Annotated in this window: 28 protein-coding genes; 10 read left to right on the top strand and 18 right to left on the bottom strand. The window is 69.4% G+C overall.

What is annotated here, in order from left to right; all coding sequences use genetic code 11:
- Positions 1-109 precede the first annotated feature (109 nt).
- Positions 110-1,117, bottom strand: coding sequence for an aldo/keto reductase (locus ACIQAC_RS31740; RefSeq protein WP_402197093.1), 1,008 nt, complete (start codon positions 1,115-1,117; stop codon positions 110-112).
- Positions 1,118-1,351: 234 nt separating this feature from the next.
- On the opposite strand from ACIQAC_RS31740, the gene ACIQAC_RS31735 reads away from it, so the two are divergent.
- The 3 genes from ACIQAC_RS31735 to ACIQAC_RS31725 all read left to right on the top strand — a co-directional run bounded on the left by ACIQAC_RS31735 (position 1,352) and on the right by ACIQAC_RS31725 (position 3,583).
- Positions 1,352-1,945 carry a TetR/AcrR family transcriptional regulator gene (locus tag ACIQAC_RS31735; RefSeq protein WP_402197092.1) on the top strand — a complete coding sequence of 198 codons (594 nt, stop codon included), beginning with the start codon at positions 1,352-1,354 and terminating at the stop codon, positions 1,943-1,945.
- Positions 1,946-2,048: 103 nt separating this feature from the next.
- The gene (locus ACIQAC_RS31730; protein ID WP_402197090.1) at positions 2,049-2,780 is read left to right on the top strand and encodes an SDR family NAD(P)-dependent oxidoreductase; all 732 of its coding nucleotides are present in this window, start codon (positions 2,049-2,051) and stop codon (positions 2,778-2,780) included.
- Positions 2,781-2,935: 155 nt separating this feature from the next.
- A complete protein-coding gene (locus ACIQAC_RS31725) occupies positions 2,936-3,583 on the top strand; it encodes a dihydrofolate reductase family protein (protein WP_402197088.1) in 648 nt (215 codons plus the stop codon).
- 51 nt (positions 3,584-3,634) lie between these two features.
- On the opposite strand, the gene ACIQAC_RS31720 is transcribed toward ACIQAC_RS31725, so the two are convergent.
- Positions 3,635-4,189 (bottom strand): hypothetical protein, encoded by a 555-nt coding sequence (locus ACIQAC_RS31720; protein WP_402197086.1) that lies wholly within the window; start codon positions 4,187-4,189, stop codon positions 3,635-3,637.
- A gap of 121 nt (positions 4,190-4,310) precedes the next feature.
- Here ACIQAC_RS31720 and ACIQAC_RS31715 point away from each other — a divergent pair, with 121 nt between their 5' ends.
- On the top strand, positions 4,311-5,492 hold the full coding sequence (locus ACIQAC_RS31715) for a serine hydrolase domain-containing protein (RefSeq protein WP_402197084.1): 1,182 nt from the start codon (positions 4,311-4,313) through the stop codon (positions 5,490-5,492).
- Positions 5,493-5,647: 155 nt separating this feature from the next.
- On the opposite strand, the gene ACIQAC_RS31710 is transcribed toward ACIQAC_RS31715, so the two are convergent.
- On the bottom strand, positions 5,648-6,508 hold the full coding sequence (locus tag ACIQAC_RS31710) for an NAD(P)H-binding protein (RefSeq protein ID WP_402197083.1): 861 nt from the start codon (positions 6,506-6,508) through the stop codon (positions 5,648-5,650).
- Between the two features lie 218 nt (positions 6,509-6,726).
- Here ACIQAC_RS31710 and ACIQAC_RS31705 point away from each other — a divergent pair, with 218 nt between their 5' ends.
- Entirely contained in the window at positions 6,727-7,389 is a 663-nt protein-coding gene (locus ACIQAC_RS31705) for a ScbR family autoregulator-binding transcription factor (protein WP_402197081.1), read from the top strand.
- 159 nt (positions 7,390-7,548) lie between these two features.
- Here ACIQAC_RS31705 and ACIQAC_RS31700 read toward each other — a convergent pair whose 3' ends face one another.
- From ACIQAC_RS31700 to ACIQAC_RS31685, 4 genes are all read right to left on the bottom strand, one after another.
- Positions 7,549-8,376 (bottom strand): alpha/beta fold hydrolase, encoded by an 828-nt coding sequence (locus tag ACIQAC_RS31700; protein ID WP_402197149.1) that lies wholly within the window; start codon positions 8,374-8,376, stop codon positions 7,549-7,551.
- 331 nt (positions 8,377-8,707) lie between these two features.
- Entirely contained in the window at positions 8,708-9,271 is a 564-nt protein-coding gene (locus tag ACIQAC_RS31695; protein WP_402197078.1) for a TetR/AcrR family transcriptional regulator, read from the bottom strand.
- The gene (locus ACIQAC_RS31690) at positions 9,268-9,630 is read right to left on the bottom strand and encodes a DUF1304 domain-containing protein (RefSeq protein ID WP_402197148.1); all 363 of its coding nucleotides are present in this window, start codon (positions 9,628-9,630) and stop codon (positions 9,268-9,270) included. The genes ACIQAC_RS31695 and ACIQAC_RS31690 overlap by 4 nt, the downstream gene beginning before the upstream one ends.
- A 122-nt stretch (positions 9,631-9,752) precedes the next feature.
- Positions 9,753-10,625 (bottom strand): helix-turn-helix transcriptional regulator, encoded by an 873-nt coding sequence (locus tag ACIQAC_RS31685; RefSeq protein ID WP_402197076.1) that lies wholly within the window; start codon positions 10,623-10,625, stop codon positions 9,753-9,755.
- A 226-nt stretch (positions 10,626-10,851) separates the two neighbouring features.
- Between ACIQAC_RS31685 and ACIQAC_RS31680 the strand changes: the two genes are divergently transcribed.
- Positions 10,852-11,832, top strand: coding sequence for an aldo/keto reductase (locus ACIQAC_RS31680; RefSeq protein WP_402197074.1), 981 nt, complete (start codon positions 10,852-10,854; stop codon positions 11,830-11,832).
- A gap of 81 nt (positions 11,833-11,913) precedes the next feature.
- Positions 11,914-12,318 (top strand): nuclear transport factor 2 family protein, encoded by a 405-nt coding sequence (locus tag ACIQAC_RS31675; RefSeq protein ID WP_402197072.1) that lies wholly within the window; start codon positions 11,914-11,916, stop codon positions 12,316-12,318.
- Positions 12,319-12,332: 14 nt separating this feature from the next.
- Here ACIQAC_RS31675 and ACIQAC_RS31670 read toward each other — a convergent pair whose 3' ends face one another.
- From ACIQAC_RS31670 to ACIQAC_RS31655, 4 genes are all read right to left on the bottom strand, one after another.
- Entirely contained in the window at positions 12,333-12,785 is a 453-nt protein-coding gene (locus ACIQAC_RS31670) for a hypothetical protein (protein ID WP_402197069.1), read from the bottom strand.
- A gap of 107 nt (positions 12,786-12,892) precedes the next feature.
- On the bottom strand, positions 12,893-13,771 hold the full coding sequence (locus ACIQAC_RS31665; RefSeq protein WP_402197066.1) for a menaquinone biosynthetic enzyme MqnA/MqnD family protein: 879 nt from the start codon (positions 13,769-13,771) through the stop codon (positions 12,893-12,895).
- A gap of 103 nt (positions 13,772-13,874) precedes the next feature.
- The gene (locus ACIQAC_RS31660) at positions 13,875-15,356 is read right to left on the bottom strand and encodes a short-chain fatty acid transporter (protein WP_402197064.1); all 1,482 of its coding nucleotides are present in this window, start codon (positions 15,354-15,356) and stop codon (positions 13,875-13,877) included.
- Positions 15,357-15,666: 310 nt separating this feature from the next.
- Entirely contained in the window at positions 15,667-16,536 is an 870-nt protein-coding gene (locus ACIQAC_RS31655; RefSeq protein ID WP_402197062.1) for a GyrI-like domain-containing protein, read from the bottom strand.
- Positions 16,537-16,718: 182 nt separating this feature from the next.
- On the opposite strand from ACIQAC_RS31655, the gene ACIQAC_RS31650 reads away from it, so the two are divergent.
- On the top strand, positions 16,719-17,165 hold the full coding sequence (locus ACIQAC_RS31650; RefSeq protein ID WP_402197059.1) for an SsgA family sporulation/cell division regulator: 447 nt from the start codon (positions 16,719-16,721) through the stop codon (positions 17,163-17,165).
- Between the two features lie 103 nt (positions 17,166-17,268).
- Positions 17,269-17,748 (top strand): SRPBCC domain-containing protein, encoded by a 480-nt coding sequence (locus ACIQAC_RS31645; protein ID WP_402197057.1) that lies wholly within the window; start codon positions 17,269-17,271, stop codon positions 17,746-17,748.
- 84 nt (positions 17,749-17,832) lie between these two features.
- Here ACIQAC_RS31645 and ACIQAC_RS31640 read toward each other — a convergent pair whose 3' ends face one another.
- The 4 genes from ACIQAC_RS31640 to ACIQAC_RS31625 form a co-directional block, all read right to left on the bottom strand.
- Positions 17,833-19,677, bottom strand: a complete 1,845-nt coding sequence (locus tag ACIQAC_RS31640) for a hypothetical protein (RefSeq protein ID WP_402197054.1) — start codon at positions 19,675-19,677, stop codon at positions 17,833-17,835.
- A 39-nt stretch (positions 19,678-19,716) separates the two neighbouring features.
- Entirely contained in the window at positions 19,717-20,568 is an 852-nt protein-coding gene (locus ACIQAC_RS31635) for a carbohydrate ABC transporter permease (protein WP_402197052.1), read from the bottom strand.
- Between the two features lie 5 nt (positions 20,569-20,573).
- Positions 20,574-21,587 carry a carbohydrate ABC transporter permease gene (locus tag ACIQAC_RS31630; RefSeq protein WP_402197049.1) on the bottom strand — a complete coding sequence of 338 codons (1,014 nt, stop codon included), beginning with the start codon at positions 21,585-21,587 and terminating at the stop codon, positions 20,574-20,576.
- A 103-nt stretch (positions 21,588-21,690) separates the two neighbouring features.
- Positions 21,691-22,434, bottom strand: a complete 744-nt coding sequence (locus tag ACIQAC_RS31625; RefSeq protein WP_402197146.1) for an extracellular solute-binding protein — start codon at positions 22,432-22,434, stop codon at positions 21,691-21,693.
- Between the two features lie 88 nt (positions 22,435-22,522).
- Here ACIQAC_RS31625 and ACIQAC_RS31620 point away from each other — a divergent pair, with 88 nt between their 5' ends.
- Positions 22,523-23,494, top strand: coding sequence for an arsenic resistance protein (locus ACIQAC_RS31620; protein WP_402197143.1), 972 nt, complete (start codon positions 22,523-22,525; stop codon positions 23,492-23,494).
- A 77-nt stretch (positions 23,495-23,571) separates the two neighbouring features.
- On the opposite strand, the gene ACIQAC_RS31615 is transcribed toward ACIQAC_RS31620, so the two are convergent.
- The 3 genes from ACIQAC_RS31615 to ACIQAC_RS31605 are packed head-to-tail and all read right to left on the bottom strand — an operon-like array spanning position 23,572 to position 25,705.
- Complete coding sequence (locus tag ACIQAC_RS31615) at positions 23,572-23,952, bottom strand: toxin Doc (RefSeq protein WP_402197046.1); 381 nt, start codon at positions 23,950-23,952, stop codon at positions 23,572-23,574.
- Between the two features lie 4 nt (positions 23,953-23,956).
- Complete coding sequence (locus ACIQAC_RS31610) at positions 23,957-24,205, bottom strand: antitoxin MazE7 (protein ID WP_402197043.1); 249 nt, start codon at positions 24,203-24,205, stop codon at positions 23,957-23,959.
- A gap of 54 nt (positions 24,206-24,259) precedes the next feature.
- The gene (locus tag ACIQAC_RS31605; protein WP_402197041.1) at positions 24,260-25,705 is read right to left on the bottom strand and encodes a PLP-dependent aminotransferase family protein; all 1,446 of its coding nucleotides are present in this window, start codon (positions 25,703-25,705) and stop codon (positions 24,260-24,262) included.
- Positions 25,706-25,827 lie beyond the last annotated feature (122 nt).

Raw genomic sequence — 25,827 nt, 5'->3', positions numbered from 1 at the left:
CTACACCGTGCCTCCACCCGACCCCCAAGGGTGGCACGAACTTCCGCCGTCCGCCGATCGATTGGCAGTACCGACTGTGCGTGACGCCGAGTGCGGCGGCGCCCCGCCCTCAACGCCTCGGCGGCGTAACCCCGTTGAACCAGTTGCGGCCGGACTCCGTCTCGCGTGCGCCCACGACCGGGAGCGCGTCCAGGCGAGCGACCTCCTCGGCCGTGAGTGTCACTTTCCCGGCCCCGCTGTTCTCTTCCAGGCGTGAGACATGGAGTGTTCCGGGGATCGGCACAACGTCGGGCGCCTTGGCCAGCAGCCAGGCCAGAGCGACCTGCCCCACGGCGGCGCCATGGCTCTTGGCGATGTCACGCACCGTCTCGACGGCCGCCAGGTTGGCATCGAACGCTTCCTGGGAGAAGCGAGGCATCTTCCGCCGGTAGTCGCCCTCGGGAAGGTCGTCCCTCGATGTGATCCTGCCCGTCAGCATGCCGCGCCCGAGGGGGCTGTAGGGCACGATCCCGATGCCCAGTTCACGGCAGAGCGGGAACACCTCACGCTCGATCTCCCGCTCCCAGACGGACCATTCCGTCTGCACGGCGGCGACTGGATGGACGGCGTGGGCGCGCCGGATGGTGTCGGGGGCGGCCTCGCTGAGGCCCACGTGGAGCACCTTCCCCTCCTTGACCAGCTCGGCAAGGGCGCCGACCGTCTCCTCGACGGGAACGTCCGGGTCGATGCGGTGCTGGTAGTACAGGTCGACATGGTCGGTGCCGAGAAGGGTCAGGGAGCGCTCGATGCGTTCACGGACGTACTCGGGGCGCCCGTTGATGACCGGGGGACCCTCCGGGGACAGCCCGCGCACGATGCCGAACTTGGTGGCGACGACGACCTTGTCGCGTCGGCCGCGGAGCGCCTTGCCGATCGCCTCCTCGCTGCCGGTGTACACGTCCGCGGTGTCGATGAGCGTGACGCCCAGTTCCACGGCCCGCCCGATCAGGGCGTCCGCGCTGTCGTCCGAGGCCTGCTCGGCGGTCTGCCCGTAGGGGCGGGCGAAGCTCATCGCTCCGTAACCGATGGCACCGACGGTCAGTCCGCCGGATCCGAGTGAACGCTGGGGAATGGTCATGATGAACCTTTGCGGTCAGTGACTGTTGCTGGTGTCGAGCAGTGCGTGCTCGCCGACGCCGAGCTGTGAATGCCCGCCGGCGCCGAGCTGTGAGTGTTCGCCGGCGCCGCGCGCCATGTCCACACTCGTGGACATCGTATGTCGCCACCTGTGGACATGCAAGCGGTGGCTGTCCGGACACGCTGCGGGAGCCGGACTGGAGCGGGTCTCGACGACACTCGTACTCTTGACCCCATGAGTCAGGACACGCCGTCGATCGACAGGCCTCGCCGTCGGAACTCGACCGCGACCCGCGCGGCCATCCTGCAAGCCGCCCGCGAGACGTTCACACAGCGCGGGTACGACGGAGCCGGGCTGCGGGAGATCGCGCAGACGGCCTCCGTGGACACCCGTCTCATCAGCCGGTACTTCGGCTCGAAGGAGGGCCTGTTCGCCGAGGTCGTGGACCTCGCCTACGAGAAGTCCATGATGATGACGCCGGAGCACAACGCGGACGCGGCGCGCTACCTGCTCACGGGCACGGAGAAGGACCCCGCCGACGGCCTGCTCCTGACCCTGCGCTCGGCCGCCAACCCGCGCGCGGCGACCATCATGCGCGAGAGCATCGAACGCAACTACCAGCACCGGCTTGCCGAGGCGCTGCCCGGCCCCGACGCCGCGGGCCGCTCCGCCCTGCTGATCGCCATCTGCGCCGGCGTGATGCTCAACCGCCAGCTGCTCGGACACACGGAGCTCAACAGCGCCGACGTGGAACGCCTGATCCCCTACCTGCACGCCGCACTCGACGCCGTGGCCGACGTCCCGGCGGAGAACACCGGCACGGACTGAGCTCCGGCGAGCCGTCGGACCCGCCTCTCCGCCGGCCGGCACCACCGGCTGCGTCCCGGCGCCGCGGTCCGGATGACCGAACCTCGCTCACGGAGGGATTGTCATGCTGCTGGAGAACAAGACCGCCATCGTCTACGGCGGTGCCGGAGCGGTCGGCTCCGCGGTCGCGCGCGTCTTCGCGGCCGAAGGCGCCGCGGTCCACTTGGTCGGACGCACTCACGCACCGCTCAAGGAGCTGGCCGGCACCATCTCCGCGACCGGGGCCCGCGTCGAGGTCGCCACCCTCGACGCGACCGATCGCGCCGCGGTCGAGCAGCACGCCGACACCGTCGCCCGGCATTCGGCGGGGATCGACATCGCGTTCAACGCCACGTCCAACGACGACCTGCACGGCACACCGCTGGTCGACATGGCCGACGAGGACGTACTGCGACCCGTCATCAAGGCGGTCACCACTCACCTGACCCTGGCCACCGCCGTCGCCCGCCATATGATCCCCCGCCGCACCGGGGTGATCCTGGCCATGGGCGGCGGCCGAGAAGCCATCCCCGGCCTCGGCGGCTCCCATGTCGCCTGGTCCGCGCTGTCGGGTCTCTGCCGCCAGCTCGCCGGCGAACTCGGCCCGCACGGCATCCGGTCGGCCTGGATCCTCTCCCCCGGCTCACCCGATCCGTCGGACCCGCCCGACGACGACCCCGAGGCGAACGCGACGCTGATCCACCGTAGGCCCCGTCTCGAAGACGTCGCCCACGTCGCCGCCTTCCTCGCCTCCGACCGCGCGCCGACCATGACCGCCACGGAGGTCAATGTCACCGGTGGCGCGGTCGTCGACTGAGGAAGTATTACGTTTGTCTATGGAACCCGGGAAGAACTGGCATTGGACGTCATGGCACCCGGGACACCATCATCGCCTCGTACCCAGCTGAGACCTCAAGGCTCGATCAGCGGCTCGATCGGCAGCTCGATCGGCAGACGGAAGGGAACGCAGCCATGTCCCTCGCCCGCGTCCACAACTTCTCCATCTCGCTCGACGGCTTCGGTACCGGTGACGGCCAGAGTCGGGACACGCCGTTCGGTCACGCCGGCGAACGACTGCACGAGTGGATGTTCACCACCGGCTTCTGGCACCGGATGACCAACCAACCCGGAGGGACCGGCGGTCTCGACGACGCCTTTGCACGGCAGTTCGCACCCGGGGTCGGAGCCGAGATCATGGGCGCCGGGAAGTTCGGGCCGCCCGGATGGCACAAGGACCCGGACTGGAAGGGATGGTGGGGGCCCAACCCGCCGTTCCACACACCGACGTTCGTCCTCACCCACCACCCTCGTCCGTCGATCGAGATGGAGGGTGGCACCACTTTCCACTTCCTCGACACCTCGCCCGCCGAGGCGCTCGATGCGGCCCGCGCGGCGGCGGACGGTCAGGACGTGCGGATCGGCGGAGGCGTCACCGTGGTCCGCGACTTCGTCGCGGCCGGACTCGTCGACCGTATGCATGTGGTGGTGGTCCCGATCCTCCTCGGCCGGGGCGTGCGTCTGTGGGACGGCCTGGAAGACATCGAGAAGGACTACGCGGTCGAGTCCGCCAGCTCGCCCAGCGGAGTCACCCACCTCACGTTCACCCGCACGGGGACCTGATCCACCCAGGCACCGGTCGAGGCACCCTGCCCGTACTGACTGACTCCTCCGTCAGGAACGCAGCACAGGAAGCGACGTCTGTGTCTCTACGACGTCCACGTCGTCGGTGAGGACACCGGTCCCGGCGACTCCGGCGAGGAGCGCGGTGGCTAGCGCGACGGCGGCGCCGGCCAGCGCCCAGCGAGGACGCCGCGCTCTCCTGCTCCGTGGCGTGGAGGTGGGTGTCGACGTGGACGTCGGGACGAGGGTGGGCGCGGCAATGAGCCTGGGCGCAGGGATGAGCGTGGGCGTGGGGATGAGGGCGGGCGTGGGCACGACCTCGGCGGGCTGCCCGTACGCGATGCTCACCCGCGCGTCCAGCCACGCCTGCGCCGCCTCCCCCCGCACCCCGCACGCCGCCACGAACACGGCGACCAGTTCCTCGCGGGGCAGCCGGTCCCTGCCGAGCATGGTCGCCACCGTGGAGTGGGGCAGGACATGGCCCGCTTGTGCCGCGCGTCGCTCCAACTGCCGGTAGCTCAGGCCCGACCACACCTTGAGCCGACGCAGCGCCGCGACAAAGGCGGCGGCGTCGGTGTCCGGCGGTACGGGCGGTGTTGTGGTCATGGTGGCTCCCCCTGCTGACCTGGACGTACACGGGCTCGTACAAGCTCGAACACCATAACGCCTTGAGGGACGGCGAGCGCGGCGGTCAATCTCCCAACGGATTCCCGACGTTGGAGGTCACATGGGTAGCGCCCTGCCGCGCCACCATCACCGCCGCCCTGCGGTCATCGCCACCGCCCTCGCCCTGGTGCTGATGCTCGGCGCTTGCGCCCAGGAGCGCGCTGCCGGATCGACGCCCGGACGCGCCACGGCGTCCCCGAGCGGCGACACGGAGTCGATCGCCGACTTCGTACGCCGCACCCTGCCCGCCGGGCCCGGTGTCACCGTGATCGCCGCACGCGGCGACCGGCTCGCGTACTGCGGCGGATTCGGCGCCTCCGACCGCGCCGCCGGCACCCCCGCAAGCTGCGAGACCGTGTACGACACCATGTCGATCACCAAGCAGTTCACCGCGGCCGCGATCGTCAAACTGGAGGTGATGGGCCGGCTCGGGGTGAACGATCCGATCGCCCGCCATCTCGGCGACGGACGGCCGGTCCCCGAGGACAAACGCGGCATCACCATCGAGCACCTCCTCACCCACACATCGGGGCTGCCCGACGCACTCGGCGACGACTACGACCCTCTGTCCCGCACGGAGTTGATACGCCAGGCGATGTCATCGCCACTGCAATCCGCCCCGGGCAGCGAGTTCCACTACTCCAACATCGGTTACGGCCTCCTCGCCGCGATCATCGAGGAGGCGTCGGGGCAGGGCTACGAGCAGTTCCTCGCCCGCCACCTGTTCACGCCGGCCGGCATGCGGCAGACCGGATACGTGCTGCCCCGCTGGAAAGAGCACCAGGTCGCGGTGGAGTACGACAGCAGGGGACGCAGCCAGGGCCGGCCCTACGATCACCCCTGGGCCGCCGACGGACCCTACTGGAACCTGCGCGGCAGCGGCGGCATGCTCTCCACCGCCCACGACATCCTCCAGTGGCACCGCGCACTCCTCGGCGACGAGATCCTGCCGGCACAAGCCAAACGGAAGCTCTTCCATCCTCGCGTGCGAGAACCGGAGTCGGAGAACTCCTACGGATACGGCTGGAGCATCCGCGACACCCCCCACGGCCCTCTCGCCTGGCACGACGGCGGCAACGACTGGTCCTTGGGGCTGCTGAGCCGATCCCTGGACGAACGCATCCTCGTCTTCTGGATCAGCAACCACGCCTACCACGACGGAAAATGGAACCTCGAGGACCAGGCAGCGGAATTGACCCTGGGCATCACCGACCGCGTACGCGCCGCGAACCTCGGTAAGTGAGGCGACGACCAGACAGCGATCAGGTAACGAGCCGTGTCCTCACGCGGCTTCACGGCGAAATGCCCCGCCCGTAGTCACACGGGCGGGGCGTCCGACGTGGGTCGGGCCGGTTTCGCACGGGTGATGGCCAGGTCCGGCCCACCCCGACACCTCGTCTACACCCTGCACGCGGCAGGAGCGAACGCCGACAGGTGGTCCCTGGCCCAGGTGGTGAAGGAGCGGGCCGGGCGGCCGGTCAGATCGCGTACGGTGTCCTCGACGCCCACCTTCGCCCCCGCCCGCTGCCGCTCCGCGCTCTCCAGCAACGCCTCGACCACGACAGCGGGATGACGCTTCCTCAGCAGTGCGCGCGCTCGGACGGGCGAGAGTTCCTCGAATCGCAGTGGGGTCCCCAGCAGTCGGCCGAGCGCCGCCGTCTGTTCCACGGCGGTGACCGCCGCGGGCCCGGTCAGCGTGTGCACACGCCCCTCGTGCCCGGCCTCGGTGAGGGCGCGCACGGCTGCCGCCGCCACGTCCCGCGGATCCACACACGCGTTGCCCGACGTGCCGTTCATCGCGCGGACGACCCCCTCCGAGGTGATCGAGGCGGCCCAGGACAGTGTGTGCGACATGAACAGGCGTGGCCGGAGCACGGTCCACTCAAGACCACTGCCGCGGACGAGTTCCTCACTCGCACGCTGCCAGCGGGTGATCAGGTCCTGCGCTCCCGGGTCCTCCACCGCGGCGGCCGACAGTTTGACCACGTGCCGCACACCCGCCGCCCGTGCCGCACACACCAGCCGCTCGTCATCACCGGCGCCCACCCGGCACGTCACGACGAAGATCCGCTCCACTCCGCGCAGTGCCCGCGCGAGCGAAGCCATGTCGCCGTAGTCCCCCGCCACCACCTCCACCGCGCCGGACGCGTCCCGGACCCGCGAGGGGTCCCTCGCGAGCACACGCACAGCCACCTCGGCCGGCAGCGCTCGCAGCACCTCCCGGCCCACCGTCCCCGTGGCACCCGTCACAAGAATCACCAGTGCTCCCCCTCCTGCAACTTCCCCCGCCGGCTCCTGCTCCTCCGGCTCCCCGACCGAGAGGCTCGATGCGCCCTACAAATTCATGGACATCAAAGGTTCCGCAAAGCCGCTCGGCCTGTAAGATACGAACTGGGCGGTTTGTTTGCTGGGAGGTCCAGGCCCTCTCCCGGCACCCCCGCCCGCGGAAACGATCTCAAGGAAGGGAGGGCGGCCACGTGGTGAAACAGGACCGTGCCATCCGCACCCGCAACAACATCCTTCAGGCAGCCGCGAAGATCTTCGAGGAACGCGGCTACCAGGCCGCCACCATCTCCGAGATCCTCAGCGCCGCCGGCGTCACCAAGGGAGCCCTCTACTTCCACTTCGGCTCCAAGGAACAGCTCGCGCTCGGCGTTCTCCACGGTCAGGATCAGCGGTTCGTCATCCCGCACCGCGTCTGCAAACTCCAGGAGCTCGCCGACGAGGTGATCCTGCACGCCTACCGCCTCCAGACGGACCCGATGGTCCGCGCCGGCGTCCGCCTCACCATGGACCAGCAGGCCGAGGGCCTCGACCGCAGCGGGCCGTTCCTGCGCTGGAGCGAGGTCTGCCGCGAGCGCCTGGAGAAGGCCCAGGCCCAGGGCGAGCTCCTCCCCCACGTGATCCCCGCCGTCACCGCCGACGTCCTGGTCGGCACCTTCGCCGGAATCCAGTCCATGTCCCAGGCCGTCAGCGACTACCAGGACCTGCGCACCCGCGCCTCCGACCTCCTGCGCCACCTCTTCCCCAGCATCGCCGTACCGTCGGTTCTCGCCAACCTCGACTTCACCGAAGCCCGCGGCGAAAGCGTCTACCAGGAAATCCTCCACACACCCCACCCCCAACCCGACGCCCCCTGACCGCGGCCCCACGCCCCGCGGCCATCGCCTCATGGTCCACGAACAAGCCACGGGACCGCAGCCCAATTCCCGCCACGAAATATACCGGATGCGCGGTTCGTTTCAAGACCTTCACAACACCCAAAGCACATCGGGTGGATTCGTCCGCATCGGCACGCCTCAGGGAGCGAGCGCGGCCAGTGCGTTCGCCACCGGCGCCGGGTCCAGCGGGCCGATGTGCGGAGCGGTGGGGAAGTTCCGGACCCGGAAGGGGTTGTGCGGCGTCCGGGCGTCGGCCTCCGCGATCATCCGGTCCTGGAGCTTCGTCGCGATCGTCCGGTCGTCGCCAAAGCGCAGATAGGTGCGGGGCAGTCGACCCCAGGTCTGCACCTCGCCAACGGCCCGCCCCGCGTAGGCCGTGGTCGACTCGTCCGTCTGCATGCTGCCCAGCCGCTGCCGGAACACCTCGTCCGGGTAGTCGGCGCACATCATCTCCCGGAGCGCCTTCAGGTCTGCGGCGTCACCCGTGCGGGGATTGAGCCGCATCACACCGAGCCGTTCCGGGTCCCCGATGATCTGGTCGAACGGTATGAGCGCGTCCGCGTTCTCCGGTGCCGCGGTGCATGCGTCGGGGGTCGGCAGTGCGGGACTGGGGCAGAAGGCCGCCATGTAGCAGATGTGGTGCAGCAGTTCCGGTACGGCGTTGCTGACACGGCTCACGGTGGCGCCGCCCAGGCTGTGGCCGACCAGTACCACGGGGCCGTGCGCCGCCGCCCGGCGCACGATGCGCGTCACATGCTTCTCGTAGTCGTCCAGCGAAAGGGCGGCGACCGGTGAGGGTTCGGTGGCCATCGCCACCAAGTCCTGCCTCTGGTACGACTCCGGCACGAACGCCTGCGAGCCGTGCAGCGGCAGATCGACCGCGACGACGCGATGACCGCGAAGGGTCAACTCCTGTGCGACGGGCAGCCAATACGCGCCCGCACTGTGCGTGCCGTGCACCAGCACATACGTACACGACCTCCTCCCCCGTCGGCCGCCGTCCCGCCCGGCCGCGGCCGCCGACGCGCTCGCGCCCACACTCAGGGCAGCGCCACCCGCGGCAACCCCGAGCCCCAACAACACACCCCTGCGCGACCTGTTCCCGCGCCCGACTCCGTCTTCGCCCACCACATGGTTCTTCGTCATGCCTTGACGCTATGGACGGCCGACGACAGCGGGAAGGGTGTTGAGTCCCGGAACGGACGGCGGCAGCCCCCGTACACGCACTCTGGTTAACCCCCCTGGTCAGGTGGCGGCCAGAGAGGCTTGGCCGAACCGAGCGGATCAGCCGGTCCCCTCACGCGCCGGGGACTCGGTGCAGCGCGATGAGCAATGGCCAGACCTGGCCGGCGATCTCGGCGGGTGTGCCCTCGATCCGGTCGTGCAGCCAGTCGGCGAGTACTCCGGTGAAGGTCGCGGCCACGGCCGAGGCGATCAACTCGGGCTGTGGTGCGCCGACCAGCCGGCGCTCGGCCTCGCTGCGTGCCCTCAGGTCCCTGTGCAGGACCTGCCCGAGGGGTCCGCCGCTGGGCCACAGCAGTTCCCGGTAGAGGTCGGCGTGCTCGGTCAGCTTCTCGAAGAAGTCGAGCAGGGCCGGCGGCGGCGAGGCGGGAGAGGGTGTGCCGCGCCAGGCGTGCAGCGCCTCCACGGCGTCGCGGACCACGTCGGCGCAGGCGTCGACGGCCAGCGCTTCCAGGTCGCGGTAGTGGAGATAGAACGTGGATCGGCCGACCCCCGCCCGTCGTACGACGGCGGCCACGCTGACCTCTGCGAGGGGCCGCCGGCTGCACTCGTCCAGCAGGGCCTCGCACAGGCCGGCGCGGGTCCGTGCCGCGCGGGGGTCCTGGTCGGGTGCCGTCACTGTGCCGCCAGCACGAAGCCCAGTGCCACGGCCCCGGGGAGCGCCTGAGCGACGAAGATCCTCGGATTCGCCGTTGCCCCGCCGTACAGCCCGGCGACGACGACACAGCACAGGAAGAACACCTGGGCGCGGAAGCCGGTCGGGTCCGCGGCGATCAGGCCCCACACCAGGCCCGCCGCGAGGAAGCCGTTGTACAGCCCCTGATTCGCCGCCAACGGCGCTGTGGCACGGGCCATTTCGACGTCGAAGCCGGACAACTTGCGGCCCGGAGGCTTCGCCCACAGGAACATCTCAAGGACCAGGATGTACGCGTGCAGCGCGGCCACCAGGCCAACAAGAATCCGAGCCGTTGTCTCCATCGCCATCCCCAGCAGAGTTCTTGGACAGTGGTCCAGAATATACAGACACCTGTCCAGAAACATCAAACCGGCTGGCCCGGGAGTGGATATGCCGGGGCACGGGGTGGCCGGGGTCGGTCACCTCATCCGTTCCGCAGTTCGTCGGCGTTCCAGCTGGCCAGGAGGCGGATCGCGTCGGCTTCGGGGGTATCTGGACGGGGCGTGTAGACGCTGAGGATCTGGCTGGAGACGGCGTCGATGCGGAGCGTCTCGTAGGGCAGGGTGATCTCGCCGATGAGCGGGTGCCGGAAGGTCTTCGCACCGGCTCGGGGCGTACGTACGTCGTTGGTCGCCCAGCGTTTGCGGAAGTCGGTGCTTCGGGTGGCCAGTTGGCCGATCAGTTCGGTCAGATCGGGGTCGTGCGGGTGACGGCCGGCCTCGATGCGCAGCATCGCCACCGTGTCGGCCGCGATCCCGTCCCACTCGGGGAACAGGTCCCGCGCCCTGGGCTCGTCGAGGAAGAGGAAGCGGGCGCTGTTCGTCCGGCCCGGCAGGTCATACATGGGGGCGATGAGTGCGCGCCCGAGTGTGTTGGCCGCGAGGATGTCGAACCGACCGTTGAAGACGATGGCGGGTAGGTGGTCCATGGAGTCCAGCAGTACCTGGATTCCAGGGGTGACCAGGTCTTTCGTGGTGCCGCGGCGCCGTTTGCGGGCCGACGGGGTCAGAGCGGCGAGCAGCCGGTCGAGGTGGGCGCGTTCGTCCTCGTCCAGGCGCAGGACGCCGGCGACGGCGTCGACGACTCCGGTGGAGGGTGCCGTGGCCTGGCCGCGTTCGAGCCGTACGTAGTACTCCGGGCTGACCCCGGCGAGCAACGCGACCTCTTCCCGGCGAAGGCCTTTCACCCGACGGCGCGTGCCCTGCGGGGGAAGGCCGACGTCGGCCGGTGTGACCCGGGCGCGGCGCGTGGTGAGGAACTCGCGGACCGCCGCCCGAGCGGCCTCCTTCTCGTCCATGAGATCAAGGATAGGCCCGGCCCACCTGCCGTAAGGGGTCCCTGTCAGTACCCCTTTTCGCAGTGTCTGTCGGGACGCCGTGAACCGATGTTGGCTGGTGTCGGCGAGATCGAGAGCGGCGCCCGGAGGTCACGGTCACCGGCCCTCACCGCGCCCCCACCTCCCGCACCTTCCTCCCTACGACACTCTCGACCTTCGACACTCACAACGAGAAACGAGTTCTCTGATGCAGCACGCAATGCTGGGGAGCCTGCCGGTTTCCCGGATCGGCCTCGGTGCCATGACCATGGCCGGCACCTACACCTCCGGCGGCGGCCTGGACGACGCCGAGTCGATCCGCGCCATCCATCGCGCGCTCGACCTGGGCGTCACCCACATCGACACGGCCGAGAGCTACGGTCCCTTCCACAGTGAGGACCTTGTCGGTCAGGCGCTACAGGGCCGGCGCGACCAGGTCGTCGTGGCGACGAAGTTCGGCATCCTGTCCCACGCCGGGGATGGCACGGCCCTGTTCGACAGCAGCCCGGCCAACATCCGTACGGCCGTGGAGGGTTCGCTGAAGCGTCTTCGCACCGACCGGATCGACCTCTACTACCAGCACCGCGTCGACCGGAACACTCCGATCGAGGAGACCATCGGCACCGTGGCCGAGCTGGTCGCCGAGGGCAAGGTCCTTCACGTCGGTCTGTCCGAGGCCTCACCGGAGACGATCCGTCGCGCCTGTGCCGTGCATCCGATCGCCGCGTTGCAGACCGAGTACTCCCTGTGGACGCGCGACGTCGAGGCCGATCTGCTGCCGCTGCTGCGCGAGTTGGGCATCGGCCTCGTCCCGTACGCACCGCTCGGGCACGGGTTCCTGACCGGTCAGATCCGTACGCCGGACGACATCCCCGACGACGACTGGCGCAAGACCAACCCGCGCTTCATCGGCGAGGCCTTCGAGCAGAACCTGCGGCTCGTGGAGGAGGTACGGAACATCGCGGTCGAGGCGGGCGCCACCGCGGCGCAGATCGCGCTGGCCTGGCTGCTGGCCCAGGGGGGCGACATCGCCCCGATCCCCGGCAGCCGGCGAGTGGCCCGCGTCGAGGAGAACTCCGCCGCCGACGGCATCGTCCTGAGCGCCGAGCAGTTGCGGCGCCTCGACGCCCTGACGCCGGCCACCGGTGCCCGCCACGACGAGTTCAACGAGTCCACGATCGACCGCTGAGTCCGGCATCGACGTACCTGACTCCGGGCCCCGACCGGGCTCCCGACGCCCCTGAAACCTTCGTCGCACAGGAGAAACACCATGTCCGCAGCGACCTCACCGACCGAGCAGAACCGCGCGATCGTCGAAGCCATGTTCGCGGCGGCGAACAACGGTGACATCGACGCGGTGCTCTCGTATCTGTCCGACGACATCACGGTCATCGAGCCGCTGTTCCTGCCTTTCGGCAAGGCCTATCACGGCAAGGACGAATTCCTCGGCCTCGCGCAGATCCTGCCGGACTACCTCGACGTCTCCTCGATCACGGTGCATTACACCATCGCCGACGGCGACCGCGTGGCGGCGTGTGTCGGGATCAAGGACGTCGCGACCGGTGAACCGACCCGGTTCATCGAGCAGTTCACGGTCAAGGACGGCAAGATCGTCGAGAACCGGCTCTTCTACCACGATGCCGGCACCTTGACCGGCCGGCCCAAGGTCGTGTGACGCGCCCGTTCCGGTCAGGGCGTGTGCGGGCTGTCGCCGGAGTGTGCCGGTGCCGGGGAGGCCGCGGCGGGGCCTCCGGTGACACGCCGGTAGGCGGCGTGCGCATGGACCAGGCGGGCCAGGGCCGTGCCGAAGAGGGCCGCGGTGAGCAGACATGCCAGCCAGAACGTGTCGCGGTGCCCCGCCCAGGTGAGGGTGCCGGCGGGCGGAATGGCGAATCCGTTGAGGAACAGCCAGCAGGCCACGGCCGTGCCGGGGGCGGCGGTGAAGCGCGCGTACGAGCCCAGAAGCGACGCCAGCAGCGCCAGCAGGGTCAGCGCGAGCCCGGGGCGGCCCGGCCCGAAGACGGCGTTGAGGAGCGCGACCAGCACCAGTGCGCCACTGCACGCTCCGACCCACACGAGCGGGGTGGCGATGGGCTGAGGGACGGGCCTGGCACCAGTGTTGAGGGACACCCACTTGATCATCTGATGCTTCCTTCCGCACAGTCAGAAAGGAGAATAGCCGTCGAGGCCATGGAGGTTCGCCCAGTCGGTGGACGTGCGGTCCGGCCGGTGGCGGAGCCGATCGGCAACTACGGCTGGAGGACCGTGATCTCCAGTTCAGGATCGAATCCGGAGTCCGCGGCGACCCGGCGGGCGAACTCGCGGACGCCCGCCAACTGGCGTTCTCCGAAGGAGAAGTCGAGAGCATCGGTGTAGTAACGGCGCAGCGCCCGCTCGTCGAAGGCCTCCCACCGGGCCGCCTGCTCGCACACCTTGTCGACCTCGGTCATCGCGAGGTCCCGGGACTCCAGGAACGCCTGGTGCACCTCGCGTACGAGGCGGGGGTTCTGCTCAAGGTAGTCCTTGCGGACGGCCCAGGCCGCGAAGACGAAGGGCAGGCCGGTCCACGCCTTCCACATCTCACCGAGGTCGTACACCAGCAGTCCCAGGTCCTCGGCCTGGTGGAGGTAGGCGCGCAGTGCCGCGTCCCCGATCACGACCGCGGCGTCCGCGTCCTGCATCATCACCGGCAGGTCCGGCGGGCAGGTGAAGTACTGCGGGCGCACCCCTTCCCGTTCCTCCAGCAGAAGCCGGGCCAGGCGTACCGACGAGCGCGAGGTGGAACCCAGGGCGATCCGGCGCCCGTCCAGCTCGCCCAGCGGGACCTTGCTGACGATCAGGCAGGAGGTGACCGCGCCGTCGCTGCCCACCGCGATGTCGGGGAGCAGTACCAGGTCGTCGGCGTGCTTGAGGTACTCCATGCAGGCGATCGGGCCGATGTCCAGGGCACCCTCGACCAGCAGCGCGCTGAGCCGGTCGGGGGTGTCCTTGGTCAGCTCCAGGTCGAGCAGGGTGCCGGTGCGGGCGAGTCCCCAGTAGAGCGGCAGACAGTTGAGGAACTGGATGTGCCCGACCCTGGGGCGCTTCCCGTGGTCGTGCGGGACGCGGTGTACGTGTGCGGTGTTCACCTTCTCAGGCTAGTACTTCGGAGACCGTGAACCTCGGTCGGTCCGTCACCTCCTGGCCGCCGCCCCCGACGAGGGATGATCCCCGCGACCCAACCGGCCGTACTCACGGGAACGAGAGCGTCTGGGCGAAGAGGGTCACGAGGACCAGGACGGCCGGGAAGCAGACCAGGAACATCGCGAAGGTGTAGCCCATGATGTCGCGGGCCTTGAGGCCGAGGATCGTGAGCGTGGGGAGCATCCAGAACGGCTGGAGCAGGTTGGCGCTGGCCTCGCCGAGGTCGTAGACCACGACCATCCAGCCCTGGTTCACCTCCAGTTGGTTGCCCGCGTCCATGACGTACGGCGCCTCGATCACCCACTTGCTGCCGCCGCTCGGGACGAAGACGCCGAGGACGCAGCTGTAGATGGCGATGAACGCCGGGTAGAGGAACTCGTTGGACACCGACACGAGCCAGCCGGCGATGGTCTTGCTCAGGCCGGTGAACGCGATCATCCCGAAGATGCCGCCGTACAGGGGGAATTGGAGCAGGACGCCGGATGCCGCGGGTGAGCCTTCCTTGACCGCCTGGGCGAGGCGGACCGGCCGCCAGTGCAGGATGAGTGCGAGCAGGATGAGGATGAGGTTGACGGTGTTGAGGTCGAGCGCGTTGAGGGCGTTGCCTTCGGCGCGGGAGAAGTGCCGGGCCAGATACCAGGCGCCCAGGCCGAACAGCAGGACGGCGAAGACCGGGCTGTACTCGATCCACTCCCCCGGGCGGCTGCGGTGCAGTTCGGTGCGGGCCTCACCGACGCTGGGCCCGAGGTCGATGCCCAGTTGTTCGGCGGTCTTCGCCGTCTGCGGTGACGGTGACAGGAACCATGCGGTGACGACGGCGATCACGAAGATGATGGCCGTGGCTACCATGCCCTGCCACAGGAAGATCGTGTCGGTCAGTGGGATCAGTCCGTTGCCGTCGCCGCGTCCCTCGGCGATGACCTCCTGTACCGCGGGCGGGCTCGATCCCTCGCTGGCCACCTGTAGTGCGGCCGATCCGGACAGGCCCTGGGCCCATACGGTGCCGAGGCCGAGGAAGGCCATGGCGCCGAGCGCCCGGTAGTCGACACCGGCGACCCTGCGGGCGATCTCCTTGGCGAGGATCGCCGTGAAGATGAGACTGAAGGCCCAGTTGAGGTACGCGGTCACCATGGCGACGGCCGCGGTGAAGGCGATGGCTCCGCGGGGCGTACGCGGTACGCGCGCGATCCTCGCGATCAGGCGGCCCATGGGTGGGGAGACGGCGACGGCGTACCCCGCGATGATGATCATCGCCATCTGGAGCGTGAAGGTGATCAGGGACCAGAAGCCCTGGCCCCAGGCGTCCACCAGGCCGTATCCGGTCGTCGCCGCCGGGTCGTCCGGCGCGCCGAGCAGCTTCTCGCCGGTGACGAGGCCGAGCGCGAAGACCGCGAAGGTGCCTACGAGGACGAAGCCCAGGGCGTCGGGCAGCCATTTCTCGGTGAACGCGGTGAAGCGCAGGGCGAGGCGCGCGAGCCAGTTCTCCCCGCCCGCCGTCTGGTTCTGCTCCTTCGCAGGTGGGGCTGCCACAGGAGTTCTCCCTCGGTCGGTACGTGTGAGCGGCCGGACCCTGCCGCTCGGTCCGGCGGCAACATCATTCCGAAGTGCTGTGCGTTGTCCACCCGTTCGATCAAGTGCCCTGTACACGCGTCCCGCGCCGCGGCCCTGTGGAGGGTCCGGATACGCCCAGGTCGACTGTCCGGCGAATGCCTCCTCTCCGGCATGAACGCTTCACCGATCGCAGCGGTTCGGCCGTGTCTGCTTCTGTCTGGGACGGGCTAAAAATCGCGGCTGCTCGCCGGGCAACGCGTCGTGGTCCGCATCGAGGATCGAAGATGCGTCAGGACGGTTCGACGGGCAGCCACAGCTCGCACGTCGCGGTGCTGAAATCGTCGGCGCGTTCGAGGATCGCGACGAACGAGGGACCCGGTCGTAGCCGCCACGGGTTGGAAGGGAACCAGTCGGTCGCGGTCGCCGCCCAGGTGGTCTGTAGGGCCTGCGGATGCGGTCCGCTGGTGCGGAAGACCGCCCACATTCCCGCCGGTACCTCGATCGCGTCGAGTCCGTCCGGGGCCGGCGTGTTCCGGCTGAGGGCGACTCCGTGCAGGTAGGTCAGTTCGCTGCCCTCCCTGCCGTCGGGATCGAGGTCGTCGGTGACCTGCAACAGGCCCTGGGGTTCGGTGTCGCTGAGGGCCTTCAGCCGCAGATGCTCCTGGTGCGGCAACGCGGCGATGTGCTGCTGGATGTACGGGTTGACGCCCTCATGAATGAGCGGAACCCGGGTTGCGTGACCGACCAGCCGGAATGCGGGGCGGTCGACGAGACGAGTGTCCATGGGGGTACTCCCTTCGACGGTCAGGCGGAACCTGAGCTGCGGTTGTGTGCGCAAGGGGCCTCCGTCGCGGCGCACCTCCCGGGGGCCGGCACCGTGGACGGCCCGGAAGGCACGTCCGAACGCCTCGGTCGAGCCGTATCCGTGCCGTACGGCGATGCCCAGCAGATCTCCCTCGCCCCGGACGACGTCGCCCGCGGCAACGGTCATGCGGCGCCGTCGCACGTACTCCGACAGCGGCATTCCGGCCAACGACGAGAACATCCGACGCAGGTGGTATTCGGTCGTGCCGAGCGCCCCGGCCAACCCGTCGAGGTCGAGCTCCTCGGTGAGGTGCTCCTCCACAAGATCAACGAGTTGGTTGAGTGCCGAGATCATGAGGCCTCCTTTCGAGTCCAACCCTGGCAGCATCCACCCCGGCGGTACCCGATCATTGCGATCCGATCCGGTCGTGCACACCGAAATCGGGGGTACCAGAAGCTCCCCGTGCTTGATTCCGCAGGTACGAGGGGGCTGACGGCAGTCGGCCCGTCGCCCTCACTCATCGGAAGTGATCACTCGTGCCAGAGCCAGTCACGCTCACCGAAGTCCATCCGTACCGGACCACCACCCTGCGTTACCGTACGCATCTGATCGGCGACGACCGCCCGGCGGTGCCGCTCGACCTGGAGCTGAGCTACACGTCGCTGGACCCGTTCGCCATCCGTATCGGTCTGGAGACGGACGGCGCTTCGGTCCAGTGGTCGGTGTCCCGGGAGACACTGCTGTCCGGACTGCGCGGCCACGAGGGGATCGGCGACGTGGCCGCGTGGCCCGTCCACCGGGCGGGCCGCAGCGAATGGCTGCGCATCCGGCTCGGGTCGCTCGAGAACTGCGCCGTGTTCGAGACGGAATGGGACGTGATCTCCGACTGGCTGGACGTCACGCTGCAACTCGTCCCGCAGGACACGGAGAGCGACTACCTCGACTGGGACACCTACCTCACGACTCTGCTGGAGCAGGACTGACCTCGCCCGGCTCCGCATCCCTCCCCGCCCGGAAGCGTGTACCCGTCCCTGGTGTGGGCACCCGGGGGCCGGAAGTGCGAACGCACGGACGCCGGAGGAGCTCATGGCCGTACGACACCGTTTGATCAGGGCGTCTCCCGACGAGGTCTGGGAGGTCCTGTCCGACATCGAGAAGTACGGGGACTGGGTCGTGGGTACCTCACGGACCGAGGAGGCCGAGGGAGACTGGCCCGAGCTGGGGGCCACTCTGCGCTACGAGATCAGGCTCGGGCCGGTCACTCTGCACAACACGACCGTCGTGCGCCGCACCGAACCGAAACACATCCTCGAACTGGAGGCGGACAGCGGCCCCCTGGGGACGGCGCGGATCGCGCTGGAACTGCGGCCCTGGGGCGAGCAGACGCTGCTCATCCTCGACGAACACCCGTTGCGCGGCGCCGGTGGCCTGCTGCACAACAGTCTCGTCGACGCGGTACAGCAGGTACGCGGCCGGGCGATGCTGGGCCGCCTCGCAGACCTGTGTGAGCCGGACGGTGCGCCGTCCCGCGGCTCCCTCCGCAGGCCCCGGCTGATCCGGGCCTGAGCACCGCTCACCCGACGGGGAGTCGGGTGCCGACTCGGTGGTGCTGTCGGCACCCGACTCACTCCGTGGGGCAGCCGTCTCCCGTCAGGACAGAGGCTGCAATGTCACGTCGTCGATGCGCTGCCAGGCTGAGCCGGCCGGCGAGTAGTAGCCGCTGTGCAGGACGAGTGTGCTGTTGCTGCCGCTGTCCAGGGTGAGGACGTAGCGCGTGTAGGTGGGGGCGGTGCCGTGCCGGACCTCGCTGACGACCGTTCCGCCGGTGGTCCTGGCTCCGAGCCACGCCTGGTCGATGGTGCCGGAGTTCCGCACCCAGGCGGTGAGGCGGTAGCGCTTGTTGGGGGTGACCGTCACGGTCTGCTTGACCGCGCCCCAGGTGCCCGACGCGGACGAGGCGATCCAGGCGTTGCGTGACCCGGTGCGCGCAGTGCCGGTGCCGTTGTCGACGCCGTAGGCCAGTGCTCCTTCGGAGTACCACGGCGTGGAGGTGCCGGTGATGGTGGTGGCCTGCTCGAATCCGCCGTTCTGGACGACGCTGGTGCCGGCGGTGGGCTGCGCCTGGCGTTCGACGGCGCCGATGTCCGGTCCCAGGGCCCGGTTCGAGGGGTTGCCCAGCAGGTCCGTGATGCCTATCGCCGGGCCGCCGTTGTCGACGGCGGGGCTGGTGGGCTGGGGTGTGTAGTCGCCGCCGGCCACGTTGGTCAGCTTCGGGGCGGCCAGGACGTCACCGACGCCCGGGGCGTCGCCCAGCGGAGCGTTGACCAGGTTGTGGTCGTGGGGCCACAGGTGGTCGTAGAGGACGATCCCTGAGTCCATCTCGATGACGTTGCTGCTGATCGTCAGCCATGAGTCCTGCGGTGCGGGGCCCTCCTCCCGGTAGAAGTAGATGGCGAACAGCTTCTGGTCGTCGCCGCGGTTGCGCAGGATGGTGTTGTGCGCGACGCGGTAGTTCTCGGGGTGGGTGGTGGTGTCGAACGCGAGGAACTGCTGGTAGTCGTCGCTGACGTTGTAGAGCAGGTCGACGTCGGCCGTGGTGGTCTCGGTGACCTCGAGGAAGCCCTGGGAGCCGGTCGAGATGTTGTGGTCGATGGTGATGTTGTTCTTTTCGTGGTCGAAGCCCTCGATCTCGACGGCGCCGCCGTCCGCCCCGTAAGGGCTGTTGGTGGAGCGGCAGTTGGTGAACCGGTTGCCGGTCACGCGTACGTCGCTGTTGTTGACGGAGACGCCGATGGCTCCGTAGGAGGTCTCGCTGCCGGAGTCCATGCCGCGGAAGGCGATCTTGAGGTCGTGGAAGTTGTTGTTCTGGACGAGGGAGTCCGTGGCATAGGTCTTCACGCCGACGCCGACCTGCGTGAACTCGTTGTTGCGTACGATGGCGCCGGTTCCGTCGGCGGTAACCGCGACGGCGCCGCTGAGCCGGTACTTGGGGCCGGTGATGCCCGTGCCGTCGGAGTCGTCGAACACCACTCCGTCGGCGAACCGCAGGTTCGCCACGGTCACGTGCGGGGCCTGGACCTGGAGCATGTTCAGGCCGTTGGGGTTGGACAGGGTGGGAGCGTTGCCCGTGCCGTAGGCCGTCACGGTGATGGGTGCAGCAGTCGTGGCCGTGCCGTTGATGACGGCCTGTCCGGTGAAGGTCTGGCCGCGGCGCAGGGAGATGGTGTCGCTCGCCTGGAAGGTGACCGAGCTGAGCCTGCTCAGGCTCTTCCAGGCGGTGGTGGTGCTGGTGCCGGCGGACTGGTCGTTGCCGTTCTGGGCGTCGACGTAGAAGGTCCGTCCGGCGGTGGCCCGTTGGGGCTCGGCGGCGGCCGGCTGGGGGCCCGCGGCCAGGTTGACGGCCGTGGCCGCCAGGAGCAGCGCGAGGGCTGCCGGGAGTTGTCTTGTGGTGCGGCCACGTCCGGCGCGGTGTGGAGCGTGGGCATGACGAAGCAAGGCGGGGCTCCTGTTCTGTTGGGTGGAGTGGCGCCGCCGTCAGTTCTTGCTGCCGGTGGAGGCCACCGAGGCGACGAAGTAGCGCTGGAGTGCGAGCAGGATCACGGCCGGGATGATGGCGAGGACCGCGGTCTCGGCGAAGACGCGGCCGTAGTCGCTGCTGAACGCGTTGAAGGTCTTGGCGATCGCGACCGGTGCGACGTCGTCACGGTCGTTGGTGGTCACGAGGATGGGCCAGAGATAGGCCTGCCACTGGAAGAGGAAGAGGATGAGGCCGGTGCCGATCAGGGCCGGCCTGGCCAGCGGGAGGTAGATGCGCGCGAAGATGCGCGGCCATCCCGCTCCGTCCACACGTGCGGCCTCGACGAGTTCGCCGGGGATGCCGAGGAAGAACTGCCGGAGGATGAACACCGCGAGTCCGTTGCCCAGGCCGGGCAGTACCAGCGCGGTGATGCTGTTGGTGAGGTTCCAGTCGCTGAAGGTGCGGGCGAGCGGAATGGCGATGGCCTCGAAGGGGACCAGGAAGCTGAGTACCACGAGGCCGAAGACGAGCTTGCGTCCCGGGAAGTCGATGACGGCGAGCGCGAAGGCGGCCATCGCGGAGATGACGATACCCACGACGACGGTCACGGCGGCGACGATCACGGAGTTGGCGAGGTTGCGGGCGAACCCGTTGTCCCACGCCGCCTGGAGGTTGTGGGTGGTGAAGTCGCGGGGCCACAGCGTGTGCCAGCTCAGCGAGGAGCTGTCGGCGAAGGTCTGTGTGGACGAGCGGAAGGTGCTGGCGAGCAGCCACAGCACGGGCAGCAGGAAGGCTGCCGCGACGACGACGGCGAACGCCGTGAGAAGCACGCGGCGGGTGCGCGAGGGAGATGTGGTGGTGTGACTCATCGTGATCAGTCCTCCGCCTCGCCCAGCAGCCGGAACTGGACCGCGACGATGACGATCATGAGGCCCAGGAGTACGAGGAGTTCGGCCGCGGCGGTGTGCGGGTCGGCGAGTTCGAAGCTGTTGTGGAAGATGTCGTACATGAGGAAGTTGGACTTCTGCTCGGGCCCGCCGTTGGTGAGGATCTGCATGGGCGCGAAGAGCACGAAGTTGGAGACCGTGTCGGCCACGAGTACAAACAGCAGGGGCCGTTTGAGCTGGGGCAGTGTGATGGACCAGAAGCGCCGCAGGGGTCCGGCGCCGTCCACCTTCGCGGCCTCGTAGTAGACCTGGGGGATGTCGTTGAGCCCGGCGATCAGGAAGATCATCCAGTAGCCGACGCCGATCCAGCTGGCGATCAGGACGAGGCTGGCGACGACCTGGTGCGGGCTGGTCAGGAAGGGCTGCGGGTCGATGCCGACGCTGCCGAGGAGGGCGTTGGCCGGGCCGTCGGGCCGGAGCGCGATCCCCCAGACGACGGCGGAGCCGGTCATGGGTACGGCGGCCGGCAGGAAGATCAGCGTGCGCCACAGGCCCGAGGCGGGCAGGTTCTGGGTCAGCAGGACGGCGAGGCCCAGGGCGATGGCGACCTGGAGCGGGTTGACGATCACGTTGAACAGGAGCGTCTGCTGGACGGAGGTCCAGAACGTCTCGGAGTGCCACAGGGCGGTGAAGTTGTCGAGGCCCACCCACTGCGGTGCGAGTGCGCTGCCCGGCAGGCTGGAGTGGGTGGCGTCGGTGACCGCCTGGATCACCGGGACCAGGCGCAGGATGACGATGAGGGCGAGCGCGGGCAGCAGGAACAGTGCGGCCGCGGTGAGGTTCCGTGGCCCTTGGTGATGCTTCCTCGCGTGCTGCTTGCCGGCCCGGCTGCGTGTGCGCAGGGCCCACCGTCGCGGCGGGTCGGCCGGGCCCGGGGTGCTGTCCGTGGTGTGCCGGGCCGAGGTGGCCGCCGTGGCCGGCCGGGCTGGGGTGGTGCTCATGGCGTTGGTGTCCCTCCACCGGTCCGGGGCGTCCTCCCGGACCGGTCGGTGTGACGGGCTGAGGGTGCGTGGAGACGTCCACACCGGGCTGCCGCAGGGCCGGCTACCGGCGGTACTTGGCCCACGCCTGTTCGATGTCCTTCGTGGCCGAGGAGAGCGCTCTGGAGGGCGCGGTGCCGTTGGCGATGTCCTCGAAGGTGCGGCCGAGCGCGTCCTCGAACTCGACGTATCCGACGGTCCGTGCGCGCAGTACGGCGGTGTTGGCGAGTTCGTACTTGGTGAGCTCGGCGGCTCCGGCCATCCGGGGGTCCTTGAAGACCGGCTGGTTGTAGAAGTTCTCGGCGCCCTCGGTGTTGGAGGGGGGCACGGCGAGGCTGGACATGTACTGGGCGTAGCCGCCCTTGTCGAGTGCCATGAACTTCATGAAGATCTCCGCGGCCTGCGCGTGCTTGCCGGCCGGGTTGAGGCCGAGGGACCAGCCGCCGGTGGGTGTCACGGCCTTGCCGCCCTCGAAGTAGGGGTAGGCGGCGACGCCGAAGTCGAGGTCCTTCTCGGCGGTGAACTGGGGTGACCACCATGGTCCGCCGGGGTAGAAGGCGACCTGTCCCGAGGCGAAGGTGTCGGGGGTCTGGGCGACCGGAATGCCGCGCGGTGAGATCTTGTCCTTGTAGAGGGAGCCGTACCAGGTCATGGCCTTGGTCCAGCCCGCGTTCTCCAGGTCGGGGGTCAGGTTGTCCTTGCCCGTGACGCCGGATCCGCCGCCCAGGCTCTCCGCCAGGGGCTGGAGCTGGTGCGCGGGGGTGTCGGCGCTCCCAGTGTCCGGGCACGTGGTGTGACCTGTGAGGATCGACGGGCGGGCGATCGCCGCGAGTGGCCGGTACGAGAACGAGGGAGCAGTCAGGGTGGCGCAGGGACCGCAGGGCCTGGCCGAGCGTATGGAACGGCACCAGATCGCGATCTACCTCGCGGCGATGGCCGTCGGTGGGCTGCTCGGCGGAGTCGTCCCGGACGCGGGCCCGGGACTTGAGCACGCGATCAACCCCGTTCTGGGCGCCCTGCTGTTCGTCACGTTCCTCCAGGTCCCGGCCGCCGAACTGGTCCGCTCGCTGCGCGACGGCCGGTTCCTCGCCGCGGCGCTCGTGGTGAACTTCGTGGTCGTGCCGCTGATCGTCGCGGCCATGTTCACGTTCCTGCCCGCGGACCAGGCGGTACGGGTGGGAGTACTGCTCGTGCTGCTGTGCCCGTGCGTGGACTACGTGATCGTCTTCTCCGGGCTGGCCGGGGGCTCCAGCCGCCGCCTGCTGGCTGCCACGCCTCTGCTGCTGGTCGCGCAGATGGTGCTGCTGCCGCTGTTCCTGTACCTGTTCATGGGTTCCGAGCTGGCCGACATCGTCGACGTCGGCCCGTTCCTCGAAGCGTTCGTGTTCCTGATCGTCGTTCCGCTCGCGTTCGCCTGGCTTCTCCAGGCGTGGGCGGAGCGCCGTCGGGCCGGACGGCGGGTCTCCGACGCGGTGGCCACGGCCATGGTGCCGTTGATGGCCGCGACCCTGCTGACGGTGGTCGCCTCGCAGGTCCCCAAGCTCGGCGACAGCGCGGGTGACGTCGCCGCCGTCGTCCCGTTCTACGCGGCCTTCCTCGTGGTGATGGCCTTCGCGGGCAAGGCGGTGGCACGGCTGTTCCGCCTGGACACCGCCGCCGGACGGGCGATCGTCTTCACCGGCGCGACCCGGAACTCCCTCGTGGTGCTACCCCTGGCCCTTGCCCTGCCCGACGCGTTCGCCGTGGCCGCGGTCGTGGTGGTCACCCAGACCCTGGTCGAAGTCCTCGGCATGGTCGCCTACGTCCGACTCGTCCCACGCCTGGTCCCTGCCGCCCGGATGACGAAGGACGTACCGCTCGGGCGCTGATGCAGGTTGATCGACCACGGCCGCGGTTGGGTTTGCTGCCCGAGCAACGGCACATCACGGGATACCGGAAGCCGGTATCAGCCGTTCTGCCGCCAAGCTCGCAGCCGTTCGGCGATGGTGTAGGAGTCCAGGCGGAGGCCTCGGATGTCGTGGATCAGGTCGCGCCAGAGTTCGAACTTCGTGTCGACGGGCTCTCCGGACGCCTCCAGGTAGGCGATGGCGATGCCGTATCCGAAAAGCTCGTTGCGGGCCGGGAGCGGGCGCAGCAGTACGCATTCCTCCAGGAAGGTGGCGGCCCTCCAGAAGGCGTCGGGGTGGTGGTGGTCGTGCCGGGGTGGATCGACTCTGTGGCGGGCCGCCATGGCGACCAGGACGGAGAAGTCGTTGACGGTCAGGTCGTCCCGGAGGATGTCCTCCTGGCGTTCCAGGAACCATCGGTAGTCGACGTACAGGTCCACGGGTTCAGGCCGCCCGCCGGGTGCCCGACGCTGCCGCCGGAAGGCCGCCGAACTCGGCGTCGAAGGCTTCCCTGATGCCGGGCTCGCCGGTGGCGCGGCGGAAGACGGCGGTGGCCGTTTCGAGGCGGCGGGCGTTCTCCTCGCGCACGGCCAGCTCGGCGAGGTACTCCTTCATGGACATGTGGCTGCTCTCGGCCAGTGCCTTGAGCCGGTCACGCGTCTCTTCGTCGATCTTGACGCTGGTGTCTGCCATGGGTCGAGTATGCCGCCTGGCATACCGGCGGCGCTACTGTTTCCCGCCCGAAGGTCAGGACGCAGACGCGAGTACGCGGTGCAGGCCCGGCTCGATGTCCGAGGCACCGATCGAGCCGTAGCCGAACACGAGGCCCGGGCGGGTGGCGCGCTTCGCGGCGACCTCCGCCAGGGTGTAGACGGCGACGCCGGATGCCCGGGCCCGTTCGGCCGCGGCGGCCAGGGCGTCGGGGTCGCCGAGCCGGCCCCGGGTGAACGTGGTCACGTGCAGGCCGGCGGCGGACGGCACGAGTTCGGTCAGGTCCGCGAAGTGGTCGGTGAGCGCGCGGGTGATGGTGTGGTGCCGGGTCTCGTACGTGTGCTGCATGCGGCGGATGTGCCGGGCGAGCAGTCCGTCGTCGACGAAGCGGGCGAGCGCCGCCTGGGTGGGCACCGCCGTGTGCCAGTCGGCGCTGTACTTGGCGGTGCGCAGTGCCGCGCGGAGTGTGGGGGGCGCCACCATGAAGCCGATCCGCAGGGAGGGCAGCATCACCTTGGAGAACGACCCCACGTAGATGACGTGTCCGTCCCGGTCCAGGCTCCGCAGCGTCTCCACCGGCCGTCCGCCGTACCGGAACTCACTGTCGTAGTCGTCCTCGATCACCGCCGCGCCGTTGCGCCGAGCCCACCGCAGCAGCGCGGTTCTGCGCCGCAGGGACATCGGCATCCCGAGCGGGAACTGGTGGGCAGGGGTGACATACACGGCGCGGGTGCCCGGCGGGATGGCGTCGACCACCAGGCCTTCGGCGTCCACCGGGACACCCGTGACCTGGGCGCCCTGCGCGAGGAACGGCAGCCGGGCCGGTGGGTAGCCGGGCCTCTCCACGGCCACCCGGTCGCCCGGTTCGAGCAGCACCCGCCCGATGAGGTCGAGCGCCTGCTGTGTGCCATTGGTGACCAGTACGTCCTCCGGGCCGGTCCGCACACCGCGCGAGAGTCCCATGTGCCGGACGAGGGCCGCCCGCAGTCCGGCGTGGCCCGCCGGATCGCCGTATCCGACCGCCCCGGCCGCGGAGTGCCGCAGCTCCCGGGCGATCAGGGGCCGCCAGGCGTCGTACGGGAAGAGGCGGGCGTCCGGCAGGCCGACCCGGAAGTCGTGGGTCGCCGTGGTCGGCCCGGTGAGCTCCGGTGCCGCCCACGGGGACAGGTCAGCCCACAGGGCGCGCGGTCGCAGTCCGGACACGCTGGTGTCCGCGTCGGTCGCGGTCCCCGACGCGGGCAGGCCGGTCGTACGTACGTAGGTCCCGGAGCCGACCCTGCTGTCGGCGTAGCCCTCGGCGACGAGTCGCTCGTAGGCGACACCGACGGTGTTGCGGGCCACGGCGAGCCGACGGCTCAACTCCCGGGTCGGGGGCAGTGGTTCGCCGGGGCGCAGCAGTCCGTCGTGGATCGCGGTGCGCAGCTGGCGGTAGATCTGGCCGGACAGGTCACGCTGCCCGTCGAGCCTGACGTGTACGTCCATCTCGGCCTTCCGTCATCGGCCCGGCCGGTCGCCTCCGGCCCCGGCAGCCGGTTCACGCGGCTGACAATTGGTTCAATCATCCGGCCACTTATTGGATCTGGAGTTGAACCACTGCATGATCC

The organism is Streptomyces sp. NPDC088387, from assembly GCF_044753385.1.
In the GTDB taxonomy this organism is placed as follows: domain Bacteria; phylum Actinomycetota; class Actinomycetes; order Streptomycetales; family Streptomycetaceae; genus Streptomyces.
The sequence above is the reverse complement of the archived record's forward strand: the minus strand, read 5'-3'. Positions and strand labels throughout refer to the sequence as shown.